This is a genomic window from Exiguobacterium sp. s75, assembly GCF_018617145.1.
Lineage (GTDB): Bacteria > Bacillota > Bacilli > Exiguobacteriales > Exiguobacteriaceae > Exiguobacterium > Exiguobacterium profundum.
The window spans coordinates 372036-385081 of sequence record NZ_JACSJQ010000001.1; the positions used below are offsets into that span (position 1 = coordinate 372036).

At 47.7% G+C, this 13046-nt stretch carries 16 protein-coding genes; 10 read left to right on the forward strand and 6 right to left on the reverse strand.

From position 1 onward, the window contains the following. Window positions 1-5: 5 nt before the first annotated feature. A complete protein-coding gene (gene aac(6') / locus KNO68_RS01885) occupies window positions 6-458 on the reverse strand; it encodes an aminoglycoside 6'-N-acetyltransferase (protein ID WP_078146627.1) in 453 nt (150 codons plus the stop codon). Window positions 459-533: 75 nt separating this feature from the next. On the opposite strand from aac(6'), the gene KNO68_RS01890 reads away from it, so the two are divergent. Next, window positions 534-839, forward strand: a complete 306-nt coding sequence (locus tag KNO68_RS01890; RefSeq protein WP_078146628.1) for a DUF3055 domain-containing protein — start codon at window positions 534-536, stop codon at window positions 837-839. Between the two features lie 118 nt (window positions 840-957). Here KNO68_RS01890 and KNO68_RS01895 read toward each other — a convergent pair whose 3' ends face one another. Then, window positions 958-2439 (reverse strand): aminotransferase class I/II-fold pyridoxal phosphate-dependent enzyme, encoded by a 1482-nt coding sequence (locus tag KNO68_RS01895; protein ID WP_078146629.1) that lies wholly within the window; start codon window positions 2437-2439, stop codon window positions 958-960. A gap of 158 nt (window positions 2440-2597) precedes the next feature. On the opposite strand from KNO68_RS01895, the gene KNO68_RS01900 reads away from it, so the two are divergent. The 3 genes from KNO68_RS01900 to KNO68_RS01910 all read left to right on the forward strand — a co-directional run bounded on the left by KNO68_RS01900 (window position 2598) and on the right by KNO68_RS01910 (window position 4621). After that, window positions 2598-2864: a UPF0223 family protein gene (locus tag KNO68_RS01900; RefSeq protein WP_031421520.1), complete on the forward strand. Its 267-nt coding sequence runs from the start codon at window positions 2598-2600 to the stop codon at window positions 2862-2864. A 236-nt stretch (window positions 2865-3100) separates the two neighbouring features. Next, window positions 3101-3289, forward strand: a complete 189-nt coding sequence (locus KNO68_RS01905) for a hypothetical protein (RefSeq protein ID WP_015881266.1) — start codon at window positions 3101-3103, stop codon at window positions 3287-3289. Window positions 3290-3367: 78 nt separating this feature from the next. Beyond that, window positions 3368-4621 (forward strand): inositol monophosphatase family protein, encoded by a 1254-nt coding sequence (locus KNO68_RS01910; RefSeq protein ID WP_078146630.1) that lies wholly within the window; start codon window positions 3368-3370, stop codon window positions 4619-4621. A gap of 49 nt (window positions 4622-4670) precedes the next feature. On the opposite strand, the gene KNO68_RS01915 is transcribed toward KNO68_RS01910, so the two are convergent. Next, on the reverse strand, window positions 4671-4847 hold the full coding sequence (locus KNO68_RS01915; protein WP_159562038.1) for a DUF5325 family protein: 177 nt from the start codon (window positions 4845-4847) through the stop codon (window positions 4671-4673). A 163-nt stretch (window positions 4848-5010) separates the two neighbouring features. Here KNO68_RS01915 and typA point away from each other — a divergent pair, with 163 nt between their 5' ends. Then, window positions 5011-6855: a translational GTPase TypA gene (gene typA / locus KNO68_RS01920; RefSeq protein WP_215111983.1), complete on the forward strand. Its 1845-nt coding sequence runs from the start codon at window positions 5011-5013 to the stop codon at window positions 6853-6855. Between the two features lie 87 nt (window positions 6856-6942). After that, window positions 6943-7287 (forward strand): YlaH-like family protein, encoded by a 345-nt coding sequence (locus KNO68_RS01925; RefSeq protein WP_015881270.1) that lies wholly within the window; start codon window positions 6943-6945, stop codon window positions 7285-7287. 36 nt (window positions 7288-7323) lie between these two features. On the opposite strand, the gene KNO68_RS01930 is transcribed toward KNO68_RS01925, so the two are convergent. Beyond that, complete coding sequence (locus KNO68_RS01930) at window positions 7324-7524, reverse strand: YlaI family protein (protein WP_015881271.1); 201 nt, start codon at window positions 7522-7524, stop codon at window positions 7324-7326. 115 nt (window positions 7525-7639) lie between these two features. Between KNO68_RS01930 and KNO68_RS01935 the strand changes: the two genes are divergently transcribed. Then, the gene (locus KNO68_RS01935; protein ID WP_015881272.1) at window positions 7640-8089 is read left to right on the forward strand and encodes a PNPOx family protein; all 450 of its coding nucleotides are present in this window, start codon (window positions 7640-7642) and stop codon (window positions 8087-8089) included. A gap of 33 nt (window positions 8090-8122) precedes the next feature. Continuing rightward, on the forward strand, window positions 8123-9439 hold the full coding sequence (locus KNO68_RS01940) for a PhoH family protein (RefSeq protein WP_215111984.1): 1317 nt from the start codon (window positions 8123-8125) through the stop codon (window positions 9437-9439). Between the two features lie 36 nt (window positions 9440-9475). On the opposite strand, the gene KNO68_RS01945 is transcribed toward KNO68_RS01940, so the two are convergent. Next, window positions 9476-10648, reverse strand: a complete 1173-nt coding sequence (locus KNO68_RS01945; RefSeq protein ID WP_240499801.1) for a multidrug efflux MFS transporter — start codon at window positions 10646-10648, stop codon at window positions 9476-9478. A gap of 124 nt (window positions 10649-10772) precedes the next feature. Further along, on the reverse strand, window positions 10773-11240 hold the full coding sequence (locus KNO68_RS01950) for a hypothetical protein (RefSeq protein WP_015881275.1): 468 nt from the start codon (window positions 11238-11240) through the stop codon (window positions 10773-10775). A 172-nt stretch (window positions 11241-11412) separates the two neighbouring features. Here KNO68_RS01950 and KNO68_RS01955 point away from each other — a divergent pair, with 172 nt between their 5' ends. Beyond that, window positions 11413-11691 (forward strand): Fpa/YlaN family protein, encoded by a 279-nt coding sequence (locus KNO68_RS01955; RefSeq protein WP_015881276.1) that lies wholly within the window; start codon window positions 11413-11415, stop codon window positions 11689-11691. 86 nt (window positions 11692-11777) lie between these two features. Beyond that, window positions 11778-13013, forward strand: a complete 1236-nt coding sequence (locus tag KNO68_RS01960) for an FtsW/RodA/SpoVE family cell cycle protein (RefSeq protein ID WP_015881277.1) — start codon at window positions 11778-11780, stop codon at window positions 13011-13013. The last annotated feature ends 33 nt before the right edge of the window (window positions 13014-13046 follow it).

Here is a 13046-nt window from a genome sequence, read left to right on the forward strand (position 1 = left end):
CTCTCTCACGATTCGTGGGAGAGGTTTTTAATGTAGGTGACGACACGCTCGACTTCCTTGAATCCGACCTTCTCGTGAAAGCATTGACTGTCCTCGTTTTCAAGCTCGGTATCCGATGCCAGTTCGATACAACCGTGACGGGCCGCAAAGGTTGATGCAGTATCGACCAAACGAGAGGCGACACCTCGGTGGCGCTCTGATTCACTGACATAGATTCCTTCCACATAGGCGGTCGGGGACGTACTAGAACCTGGCACATAGTCATGCCGGAAACTGAGTTGACAAAAACCAACCGCCTTCCCATGTTCATTTGATGCGATGAAATAATGCATCTTTTTTGAGGCGAGACCGAGTTTGACTTCCATTCGTAATTCTTCGGTGGGGGCGTCTGGCCATAAATCGTGCATGAACTGGACAAGAGTTTCTACGTTTACCTCTGTTGCATAATCAATCTTCATTGTCATTCTCTCCTTAGGTTTCATACTTGTAGTATAAAGGAAAATACTTGTGAAGAGAAAAGGGAGGGAATCCTGATGGCATTCGATGAGGAGTTATTGTATACCGTGTCCGAGACGAGTCGGGTCCGATTTACGGGGATTGAAACAGAAGCCGCCCGTTATGATTTTGGTTTCGTCTATACACAGCAATTCATGGGCAAGGTGTTAGTCGTCTGTATGCAAACGGGTCAATCGGCCCTTCTTGATTTGCATGCGCTAGAAGAGCCGCGTCAATTGTATCCGATGCTTGGCATCAACTTGAACGACACAGAGCACGTCGCTGAATTTTTACGACTTTGCTTCGTCGAAAAAACACAAGCATCTGAAGAAATTGACACTTGAAAAAATGTAAGCGTTTTCTTATAATAGGCACTAGGGGAAGCAATTCGATCATCTACAGCCACCTTTTCTGAGATGACATAAAAAATGAGCCGGTCATCATGACCGGCTCATTTTTTATTTAGCGAATCGCTTTTGTTTGTTGGATGACTTTAATCATTTGCAGCGACTCATCTTCAAGACCTTGTACGGGAAGACCCGCTTCAATGTTGGCCATAATGTATTCGAGTGTCGACGTCGTAATCAATTCACCTGGAATGATGATTGGAATTCCAGGTGGATACACCATGATGAATTCCGCTGAAATACGCCCGACTGCGTTTTCGAGAGGGATCGTCTCCGTCTCTTCATAAAACGCATCACGAGGACTGAGCGCAAGTGGTGGAATCTCTGGGAGCATGATGGATAATGAGTCGTTCCCAGACTTTTGGTAAACAGAAACGACATCTCGCATCGCTTCAATCAACGCTTGAATCGTTGACTCGTCGTCCGCTGATGTGACGATGAAGAGCACATTCAATAAATCGGACATCTCGACTTCGATGCGGTGTTTGTCGCGAAGATATTTCTCGACTTCAAATCCAGTTACCCCAAGTTCACGCACGGATACGAGTACTTTCGTTTCGTCAAGCGCGTAAGTCGATTCAGAATGCAACTCGGCATGACCGTATACCGATAAGTTCGGCATGAGATTGATTGCCGTACGGGCCGTTCTAGCAAGCTCGAGTGCACGCTCATTCATCATGTGACCCTTTGTCGCTAACTGTCGACGTGCCGCGTCGAGAGAAGCGAGGAGCAAATAGGATGTTGACGTCGTTGTAATCATAGAGAGCATCGCGTGAATTCGTTCTGGCGAGACGAGTCCGCGGCGTACGTTCAAAATCGAACTGCCTGTCATTGAACCGCCAAGCTTGTGCACACTCGTCGCCGCCACATCTGCTCCCGCTTGCATCGCCGAGAGCGGAAGTTCATCGTGAAACGGGAGATGAACGCCGTGTGCCTCATCGACAAGTACAGGAACGTCTTGTGCATGCGCGACGGATACGATACGCTCTAAATCACCTGCGACCCCGAAATAAGTCGGGTTGATGACGAGTACGGCTTTCGTGTCCGGATGAAGTTCAAGCGCGCGTTCAACGGCACTAGCCGTAATTCCGTGGGCGATGCCGTATGTTTCGTCAAATTCCGGGTGGATGAAGACCGGGTGGGCACCCGTTAAGACGAGCGCGGACATGACGGATTTATGGACGTTCCGTGGCACGATGATTTTTTCGTTCGGGCCAACGACACCCATGATCATCGCCATGATGGCACTCGATGTCCCTTGAACGGAGAAAAAGGTCTCGTCAGCACGGAACGCCTCTGCCGCCAAGCGCTCCGCTTCAGCGATTGCCGCTTTTGGATGATGGAGGTCATCGAGTGGGGCAATGTTAATCAAATCAATTTTTAGGGCGTTTTCACCAATAAAGTCACGAAACTCCGGGTCCATCCCTTTTCCGCTTTTATGACCAGGAATGTGGAACGCAATCGGGTTTGAGTCGACATGTTCAAGCAACGTGTCAAATAGTGGCGTTTCGAGCTGAGTAGCACCTTTTAATTTCAATCGTAAATCCCCCTTGAATCAGTTTATTTATAAGATGAATAGTATCGTTATGATATATGTTGTTTTTAAAAAAGAAGCAACAAAAAAACTATAGAGATTTCTGGCTCAACTTGCAATAGTTTTTTTTGTTGTTACAATGGGTGTCGAGGTGAAACAATATGCAAATCAACTATCCGATCAATCCGGATTGGACGACTGACGAATTGATTGAAGTCGTCGAGTTTTATAACGTCGTCGCACAAGCCAATGAAGGTGGGGTGGAACGAGAGGTTTTTCTCGACTCCTATCGTGCCTTCAAGCAGATCGTAACATCTAAGTCGGAGGAGAAACAACTGAACGCGGTTCACGACGAACAGACAGGTTATTCCACGTATCGTACGGTTCAGGCGGCAATGAAGTCCTCGAGTAAAATGATCAAACTGTAAGACCGAGCATGCCCGAGCAAATTCAGGCATGCTTTTTTGTTATTTCTCCTTTAAATCGGGTACAGTTCATTAACACCAAATCAGGTTTAGGGACCTCGGAATTGGGAATATATCCATTAAGATAAAAAATTCAAAATAGTCAGACAATTATCTTTCTTTTTCGAATTTTATCTGATATACTCAATTCAACTCACTAAACCGTAACTTGTAGCTCAACAAAAGGAGTGTGGCATCTTATGAAACAAGTGATTGAGGCATTCAAAAGAAAAGACGCAGAAAAACGGATCCCGGTGCTGCGCTTAGAGATTGATTATGAATTGGCAACCCTCTTCGATGCGATGGCGTCACAAGATGATGCTACAGTTCAGGCTAGCAAGCATCGGTTAGAGAAGTACCGCCAAGAATTATTGCGTCTCGAAGCCTAACCATTACACACACATTCAACCAGTATTCCGAGCGGATACTGGTTTTTGTTTGGTACAATACAGTTGAGGTGATCACAGATGATAGAATGGTTTGCAGTCGACTTAATCAAACAAGCGGGAGAACTGATTCGTCGCGAGATTGATCAAAGTTATGAAGTGGAACGAAAGACGGGAAAAGGGGACTTGGTCACTGAAATCGACCGCGCGGTGGAACAACTGATTGTCCGTCGAATCCAACAAACATTTCCGGAACATCAGATTATGGGGGAAGAGGGGACGACAGATCAGCCAGAACAATTGACCGGTACCGTCTGGTTTGTCGACCCGATTGATGGGACGTTAAATTTTATTCATCAAAAACGTATGTTTGCCATCTCTATCGCGATCATGATAGATGGAGTCGTGGAATATGGATTCGTCTATGACGTCATGGCGGATGAGATGTTCATGGCGCGGAAAGGATACGGGGCGACGTTGAATGGTCGGACGTTGACGACCCTTCATGAACATCATGTCCGAGACGCGTTTTTAAGTATGAATGCGACGTGGGTCACGCCGAACCACCAGATTGCCCCGGAAATACTCGCTCCGATTGTACGGGACTCGATTGGGACGCGAGCTCATGGTGCTGCATCGCTTGAATTAGCCTGGCTTGCTGCCGGTCGCGTGGACGGCTACATCACCATGCGCAATATGCCATGGGATTATGCTGCTGGAAAGTTACTCGTTGAAGAGGTAGGCGGGCGTGTCGTTTCCTTATATGGTGAGCCGATTCGCTATGACGGAAAAACATCTGTCCTGGCTGGGAGCGATTCATTTGTAAATGACGTCATCAAACATTACGTCATCGCAAAAGGGGTCACGGCTGAAGTAAAACCGGACTTACACATCGTGGAACATGATTCGTATGAAGAAATCCGCGACTTACTCGTCTTGGCGAATCCGAATGAAGCGATGGTCCGGGAACAATTCGAGGAAGGTCGTACGTACAAAGCGTTACTCGGTAGTGAGATTGTCGGTGCGTATATGCTCGTTTCACACGAAGGCGATCGGGTTGAACTCGTCAATATCGCAGTGAAACCCGAACGTCAAAACCAAACGATTGGTCAACGCTTGTTACAAGACGCAGTGAAGCGGGCCGCCTTGATTGGTGGAAAAGAACTGCTCGTCTGTACAGGGAATTCAAGCATCATGCAACTGCGCTTTTACCAACAAGCTGGATTCCGATTCGATTCGGTGGAACGCGATTATTTTCGTAATCACGGGTACGATGACATCGAAGAAGATGGACTCGTTTTACGCGACCGCATCTGCTTGACTCGTCCGCTATAAAGGCAAGTTAAAAGGGTTACTCCGACATGATCCCGGAGTAACCCTTTTTTTATGATTGATGGTCTGAAAGAATGCGGCGACGCAATTGAATACCAAAGTATGTCGCTACGCCACTTAACACGAGGCTGCCCAAGATAATGGCGGCGCTCCCCTCGGCCACCCCGATTCCAATGCCGACGAATCCTGCGACAACGGCCGTTGCGATCAATACAAACATTAGCTGCATGGAGGTTCCTCCTTATTTTCTCTTCTCTTCCCTATTGTATGATAAAAAACACGAGATGAAAACGTTCACAGTCGATTCCACTCGACAAAGGTACTGTGACGTGTGCTATACTCTTAAAGTTGAAGAAAAGTTGAAATTTTTTAAATAAGAGAGGAATAACTACATGAACGTAAGAACAAACCTTCGTAACGTAGCCATCATCGCGCACGTTGACCACGGTAAAACAACGTTAGTCGATGAATTATTGAAACAGTCTGGTACTTTCCGGACGAACGAGGCAGTCGCAGAACGCGCGATGGACTCGAACGATATCGAGCGTGAGCGCGGAATTACCATTCTCGCAAAAAACACAGCAATCGATTATAAAGAGACGCGCATCAACATCGTAGATACACCAGGTCACGCAGACTTCGGTGGAGAAGTTGAGCGAATCATGCGTATGGTAGACGGCGTTATCCTTGTTGTCGATGCGCGTGAAGGCTGTATGCCACAAACACGTTTCGTATTGAAAAAAGCTCTCGACCAAGGACTTCGTCCGATTGTCGTCGTCAACAAAATCGATAAGCCGATGGTTCGTCCACTCGACGTTGTCGATGAAGTTGTTGATCTCTTGATCGACCTTGGCGCAGATGAAGATCAACTTGAATTCCCTGTCGTCTACACATCAGCAGTCAGCGGTTCAAGTTCGTTCGATCCTGACCCAGAAAAACAAGAAGATACAATCACGCACGTGCTCGACACGATTCTTGAAAACACGCCGGCTCCAGTGGACAACTCAGACGAGCCACTTCAATTCCAAGTGACGATGCTCGACTATGACAACTACCTCGGTCGTATCGGTGTAGGTCGCGTCTTCCGTGGGAAAATCAAAGTCGGTGAGCAAGTATCGCTTTGTAAGACAGACGGTACGGTGAAGCAACTTCGTGTCACGAAATTGTTCGGTTACTTCGGCCTCAAGCGCGTCGAAATCGAAGAAGCAAAAGCAGGGGACTTGATCGCTATCGCCGGAATGGAAGATATCAACGTCGGTGAAACGGTAACGCCAGTCGGTAAAGAAGAGCCACTTCCGCTCCTTCGCATCGATGAGCCAACGCTTCAAATGCGTTTCATGACAAACAACTCTCCGTTCGCAGGACGTGAAGGCGATTTCGTGACAGCACGTAAAATCGAAGAACGTTTGATGAAACAACTCGAGACGGACGTTTCACTCCGTGTCGAAAATACAGATTCACCAGACCAATGGATCGTATCAGGACGCGGTGAGCTTCACCTCGGGATCTTGATCGAGAACATGCGTCGTGAAGGTTACGAGCTCCAAGTGTCGAAACCACAAGTTATCATCCGTGAAGACGAGAGCGGCACGAAAGTTGAGCCGTTCGAGCGCGTTATCATCGACGTACCTGAAGAGTATACAGGTTCAGTCATGGAATCGATTGGTCTCCGTAAAGGTGAGCTTGCGAACATGAACACGAATGACAACGGTCAGACGCGTATGGAATTCCTCGTGCCATCACGTGGTCTCATCGGTTACCGTAACGAATTCTTGTCAGCGACACGTGGATACGGAATCTTGAACCATACGTTCGAAGAGTATCGTCCGTATATCGCTGCTGATATCGGTGGCCGACGTAGCGGTGTTATGGTATGTATCGAAAACGGGAAGTCGACGGCTTACTCAATCGGTGCCCTCGAAGACCGTGGAACAATCTTTATCGAGCCAGGTACGGATGTGTATGAAGGAATGATCATTGGGGAATGTAACCGTGACGTTGACCTTGCCATTAACGCCGTTAAAGGGAAGCAATTGACGAACATGCGTGCTTCTGCAAAAGACTCGATACAAGTCTTGAAACGTCCGCGCGTCTTTTCGCTTGAAGAGTCGCTCACGTTCTTGAACGATGACGAGTACTGTGAAATCACACCGGAGTCAATCCGTCTTCGTAAGAAAATCTTGAACAAGAACGAACGCGAGAAAGCTGACAAGCGTCGTAAACTTGGTAAAGAATAAGTTAGCAGAAAGGGGACGCTTCGGCGTTCCCTTTTGCATGGAATAGTGTAGAATGGATGTGTATGAAATAAAGGGGGACTCTTTGTCTTGAAAGCTTCTCAAACAATCGATATCACACAGATTGACGTTCCGTGGATCGCTTCGATGCTAGGTGTCGGCAGTGACCCGAATGACTTTTCCGTCGGGTTCAATGCACTCGTTGTCACGGTCATCTTACTGACAATCCTTGTCTTTAAACTTGGTTTTGCGAAACAATTGGCATGGTGGAAGTCGCTCATCGTCTATATTCTGCTTTCACTTGGAGCAGGTACGATGGCACTCGTCTTTTTCACATGGCCAATCCCGGAAGTGCTTGCCGTCATGGCAATCGTGTTAGCCATTTATCGTGGTCGCCTTTGGTGGAACCGTCGTCAAGATGCGGTAGAATCATAAAAAATACGGGCGTCTCTTCGGAGGCGCCCGTTTGCATTACCAATTTCGTTTCTGTCGAAATGTAGGATATAACTTGAACTGTCCAGATGCGGCGCGTTCAGCCGTTCGTTCGCTGATTCGCTCCTGACACTCTTGACACATATACGTTTTAGCCGGTTTGTTACGCAAGCGTTTTGCTTCAAACGACCATGAGTCGATGGTCTCGACTTTATCGCAAAGAGAACATTTTACACGCATCTTTTCACCTTCCTCTATACGATGAGTATAGCATGATTTCAACCGTTAAAAGCAGGGAATTGAACCGGTAAGGGAGAATGGTACAACCATACCCGGTTAAAAGGAGGGGAGTTGAATGGCGAGTAAGGCAACGTTTGAACTGACAGCTGCGCAAGAGCGCCTATTGAACGACATGCCGTTAACATTTCTCGTCGGTTTCGACGAGGCGAAGCGTTGGCCGATCAGCCATGCGATCAGTTGGGTGCAAGCGTTAGATGCTGTCACGGTCCGGTTCGCATTGACAAGAAATTCACATATCGTGACCATCTTGACGACAGAAAAGACGGCTGGCCTCATTTTTATCGAAGATGGTCAGTCCTATCATGTTTTACTCTCAGCGATTCGAGAGTTCGATCCGGCGGTTAAACCAAGCCTTCATCTTCGTTTTTTTGAAGGACATGTCGAAGAAGTGAGGAACATCTCGTTTTATGGAGCAGCTTACGCACAGCCCGAAATCACGAAAACGTATGATATTCGAGCGGCGGAAAAGCTTGACCGTGAAGTGAAAGAAAGTCTTCATTCTTGAATACCATCCTATATTCGAGGGGCGGCAAAGTCTATGAAAAAAACGTATGTACTCGATACGAACGTACTCCTACATGATCCGCTATCCTTATTTCAATTTGAAGAACACGACGTGGTCATTCCAGCCATCGTCCTAGAAGAGTTAGATGGAAAGAAACGAAACATGGATGAGGTCGGGCGGAATGCCCGTGAAACGTCACGTGTCCTCGACCAGCTCCGGACATCGGGAAAACTCCATGACGGGGTCCCGCTTGAAAACGGAGGACGTCTGTTTGTCGAAATCGGTCATGAACACCAGGTCGATATTCCGTTCGATGTCATGACAAACGATAACCGTATCCTACTCGTTGCCTTAAAGTTAATGAAACAATTCGAGCATGACGGAGGTCGAAAGGTCGTCGTCGTCTCAAAAGATATATTGGTCCGTGTCAAAGCGGACGCCATTGGAATTGATGCAGAAGACTATCTGACAGATCATATCGTTGACACGACGGACTTATACGCCGGCTATCGAGAGATTGAAGTCGATCAGTCGCTCATCGATGAATTTTATAAAGTTCGTCAATTGCCGACGACGGCCTTGACGAAACAAGTGCTATATCCGAATTCATTCGTCGTCTTGAAAAGTAATGTGTCGAAAGCGAGTGCGCTTGCTGTGGTCGATTCGCTTCAACCGATTTTACGACCACTGGCACTCGATGCAGATCATATTTGGGGAATTCATCCACGAAACGTTCAACAGCGGATGGCACTCGACCTGTTGCTTCGAGATGACATTCCGTTTGTCACCTTACTTGGGAAAGCCGGTACCGGGAAGACGCTCCTTGCCCTAGCAGCAGGGCTCTCGCTCGTCGAGGATGAACAGCGTTACAATAAGCTCGTCGTCGCTCGCCCGGTCGTGCCGATGGGGAACGATATTGGTTACTTGCCAGGGGAAATGGAAGAGAAGCTTCGTCCTTGGATGCAACCGATTTATGATAACTTGGAATTTTTATTTAATGCGAATTCAAAAGACGAGCTCGGGAATATTCTAGCCGGTATGAAATCGATTCAGCTCGAGGCGCTCACCTATATTCGAGGTAGAAGTATGCCGGACCAGTTCATCATCATCGATGAGGCACAAAACTTAACGAAGCACGAAATTAAAACCATTCTCACCCGAGTCGGTGAAAACTCGAAAATCGTACTCGTCGGCGACCCGTATCAAATCGACCATCCGTATTTGGATGAATACTCGAACGGCTTGACGTACGCGGTGGAACGCTTCAAAGGACAAAACGTCTTCGGACACGTGCAACTCGTGAAAGGGGAACGTTCGTCACTTGCACGATTGGCGGCTGACCTACTATAAGAAAGATACAAATAACGCCGAGCTTCGTGCTCGGCGTTATTTTGTATCGAGTTGTAACGACTGGACGTTCGTCCGTTCTAAGAAGGCATTCGAGATCATAATCAATCCCGTGATGATGAACAGGGCAGAAAATCCGAAGTGTGCCACGATTTGGGATCCAAATAGCGGTCCGAGTAGATTCCCCATGAACTGAGCGGACTGATTGTATGAAAAGATGCGCCCCGTCGCAGAGACCGGCGTATGCTGGCGCAGTAGCGATTGAACGGACGGCATCAAGGCGGCCGTTGCGAACCCGATTCCGAAACGCAACAAGATGAGTTGAGTCGTTGAGGTAACGAATGCTTGCGGAATCAAGAAGAGGCTATAGAGGAGCAGTGCCCAAAACAAGATGCGCTCCGCTCCGTGTCTGTCCGATAACCGTCCGAGACGCTGCGCCGAAACGAGAGCGGCCAGTCCCGGAGCGGAGGCGACAATCCCTGCCATGAAGGCGAGCGCGGTAGTGTTCGGATTCAATTCACGTACGTATAATGTCAAGAGTGGTCCGATGGATTGTGTCGAGAACTGAATGAGGAACGTTGTCACAAACAGACCGACAATCAACTGTGGATGTCGCAGTGAGGCGAAAATCGATTTCATCGACGCGAGTTCTTCGCGTTTCACTGGGACAAAATCTTCTTTTACGAACCAAAGCGTGATGAGGAACGTCAGGAAGAGTGCACTTCCGGTAAAGAGAAAAACGGATCGAAGCCCAATCCAGTCTGCGAGCAGTCCGCCGATGAGGGGACCGAGTAGACCACCAGTGATTCCACCGGTTGACAGGGTACCGAGCGCCCAGCCACTTTTCTCTTTTGGTGTCTGAGATGCGACTAACGTGATGCCGGCTGAAATAAATCCAGACACGGCCCCCATGAGTAAACGCAACCCGACGAGTTGATATACGTCTTGGACGAAGCTGATGAGGAACATGACGATGGCCATCCCGAGACTGGCTCGGATGAGCATCAGCTTTCTTCCTTTTCGGTCAGCCAAGCGTCCCCACATCGGAGAGACGATGGCGGCTACGAGGAACGTCGCGCCGAACGCAATCGCAGACCAAGTGACGACGTGGTCCGGATCCTTTACCCCGAGTTGTTCGATGAACAATGGAAGGAATGGAAGGACGAGGCTCATCGACGCGGCGGTCAAGAAGCTACCGATCCAAACAACCATTAAATTTCGTTTCCATAGAGGTATCGTAAGCGTCACGACCTTTCTTATTCAATTTGTAGTCAACACTCTATATACTACACTTTGTGAACTAAAAAGTCCAAAAAAAGAGAAGGTGTGACCCTTCTCATTGATTGCTTAATACGGTGATATGATTGACTTGGCGAATGACCTGATCCTCATATAATACATAGACAGGTCCGTCAGTAAGTACTTTTCCGTCTTTTGAAAATTGTAAATATACGCGCGATGCCTCGCTGAGCGATAGAGTCAATATAGTCTCACCGTAAAAACGGACATGTGTCGCGAGCTCAATCGGTTCGGCATTGTTTAAAAAAGGCGCGAGCGGCATGGCGAACGAGTCGCGTAATGCTGCATCCTTGTCTTGTCGCGACATCGGTTTGTTGTGGTCGATTCGAGTTCCTTGTGACAATCCGTCATCCCATGCTTTCCCCATTTTCGCATAGTATGCCTCACGGTCATTCTCCGTCACCGAGTCCAAATCTTCAATCTTTCGTTTTCGTTCGTCAAAAATCCATACGGTCGGGTCGATCGTCAGACTGTGGCGAACCGCTCCATCAAGTGGAAAAATCATGCTTATATCCCCCTTCATACACATTACACGTTTCATTATAGCGCTCTTTCTCGTAAAATGGAAAAGAGGAAGAATGTCGCGTTCATTCATACTGTACATTGAATTATGACGAAAGATAATGTACAGTTGAGTTATGACAAACAGTCTGTCATCGTACGGAGGAGGGGTCGTAGTGGCGACAAATTTGGCTGCAATCCAACGGGAGCAAGCGCTTCAATTACTCGAGGCGGATGCTGAAAAAATCCGTTGTCTGATTGAAGTACAGTTAGAAAACCTAAAAATGCCGAAGTGCCCGCTTTATGAAGAGGTGCTTGATACACATATGTTTGGACTATCGCGCCAAATTGATTTTGCGGTTCGTCTTGGACTCATTTCAGACATTGAAGGTAAAGGACTGCTCGATTCATTGGAACAAAAGTTATCTGCCTTGGCAGAAGCTTCAGAATTATGAACCTTATACTCAAACTGTGCAAGAGGCGCTGTTTGAGTATTTTTTTATAAGGGTTGTCGGATTGTTTTACATAAGGAAGTGAATACATGAAAACACGGTTTCGGTATTTTGATTTTGCGTTGTTTTTGTCAGTGCTCTTGCTCGTCGGGCTAAGCTCCATCATGATTTATAGTGCGAGTGTTTGGAATCGTGGGGATTACGCGAATAGTAGTTTATTCTATCGCCAGCTCGTCTACGTTGGCATTGGAATCTTTGTCTATTTGATTGCGACATTGTTCCGATATGAGATGTTTCGGAAAAAAGGCATTCGCCTCGGTCTTTATGCGCTTTCTGTCATCTTGCTGTTTGTCACGTGGGCGATGCCGCCATTGAACGGGGCCCGGGCTTGGCTCATCATCGGCGGAATGACCATTCAACCGGTCGAGATTGCCAAATTTGTCCTCATCATACTGCTTGCGAACTACTACCATGAACTATGGAATAATGAGTTGAAAGGACTCCCGGGTCGACTAGCGCGGGCCGCGATCACGAAAAAAGGGTTGCGCGCTCAAATCGGCGCCTTCTTTTTAGTGCCTGTCCTCTTTTACTTCTCGTTCTACGCCATCGCAATCAATGGACAGCCGGATATGGGTGGGTTATTCGTCCTCGGTTCCATCATGTTGCTCATGTGGTTCGGTGTCGGGGCGCCGCTTCGAATTTTGATTCCGGGGATTTTAGCTGGGATGGGTACTGTATTCGTATTGTTCACGACCATCTTCTCGGAGAATCAACGAAGTCGGATTGAGGTCGTGTTCAACCCGTTCATGGACCCGGAAGGATATGGACACCAATTGCTCATGTCGATCATCTCGATCGTACATGGTGGATTGACCGGAGTCGGACTCGGGAACAGTTTTCAAAAGTATGGGTATTTGCCAGAACCAGAAACCGACTATATCATGTCGATCATTGCGGAGGAGTTAGGGTTCTTCGGTGTATTGACGGTTTTGGTCCTACTCTTCTTCATCGCCTTTCGCGCGATTCATATCGCCAATCATGCGGATAGTCACTTTGCGATGTTCGTATCGTTTGGGATTGCCTCACAAATTATGATCCAGACGGCCATCAATATCGGTGCGATGTCCGGTTGGTTCCCAGGGACAGGCGTAACCTTGCCACTGGTCAGTTATGGGGGAACATCGCTTATCATGATGATGGGTGTTCTCGGGGTGCTCAGCAGTATCTCGATGCGTAACCGTCATCGAGAGGCGACACGACGAGAAGAAATTCGGGTGAAGTCAGAAGAAAACGTTCAACGTTCATCACTTCACGTCGTCAGGTAAGGAAACAAACAAACTTCATTAACGGGGGGATTT

Bases quoted from the DNA above. Each gene is read 5' to 3' on its own strand.
- KNO68_RS01950 (WP_015881275.1), bottom strand. From the start codon at position 11,240: ATGATTTTTCCACTTGATGGAGCGGTTCGCCACAGTCTGACGATCGAC.
- KNO68_RS01935 (WP_015881272.1), top strand. From the start codon at position 7,640: ATGGCGAGTAAGGCAACGTTTGAACTGACAGCTGCGCAAGAGCGCCTA.
- KNO68_RS01890 (WP_078146628.1), top strand. From the start codon at position 534: ATGGCATTCGATGAGGAGTTATTGTATACCGTGTCCGAGACGAGTCGG.
- KNO68_RS01900 (WP_031421520.1), top strand. From the start codon at position 2,598: ATGCAAATCAACTATCCGATCAATCCGGATTGGACGACTGACGAATTG.
- KNO68_RS01930 (WP_015881271.1), bottom strand. From the start codon at position 7,524: ATGCGTGTAAAATGTTCTCTTTGCGATAAAGTCGAGACCATCGACTCA.
- KNO68_RS01910 (WP_078146630.1), top strand. From the start codon at position 3,368: ATGATAGAATGGTTTGCAGTCGACTTAATCAAACAAGCGGGAGAACTG.
- KNO68_RS01945 (WP_240499801.1), bottom strand. From the start codon at position 10,648: ATGGTTGTTTGGATCGGTAGCTTCTTGACCGCCGCGTCGATGAGCCTC.
- typA (WP_215111983.1), top strand. From the start codon at position 5,011: ATGAACGTAAGAACAAACCTTCGTAACGTAGCCATCATCGCGCACGTT.
- KNO68_RS01940 (WP_215111984.1), top strand. From the start codon at position 8,123: ATGAAAAAAACGTATGTACTCGATACGAACGTACTCCTACATGATCCG.
- KNO68_RS01915 (WP_159562038.1), bottom strand. From the start codon at position 4,847: ATGCAGCTAATGTTTGTATTGATCGCAACGGCCGTTGTCGCAGGATTC.
- KNO68_RS01905 (WP_015881266.1), top strand. From the start codon at position 3,101: ATGAAACAAGTGATTGAGGCATTCAAAAGAAAAGACGCAGAAAAACGG.
- KNO68_RS01960 (WP_015881277.1), top strand. From the start codon at position 11,778: ATGAAAACACGGTTTCGGTATTTTGATTTTGCGTTGTTTTTGTCAGTG.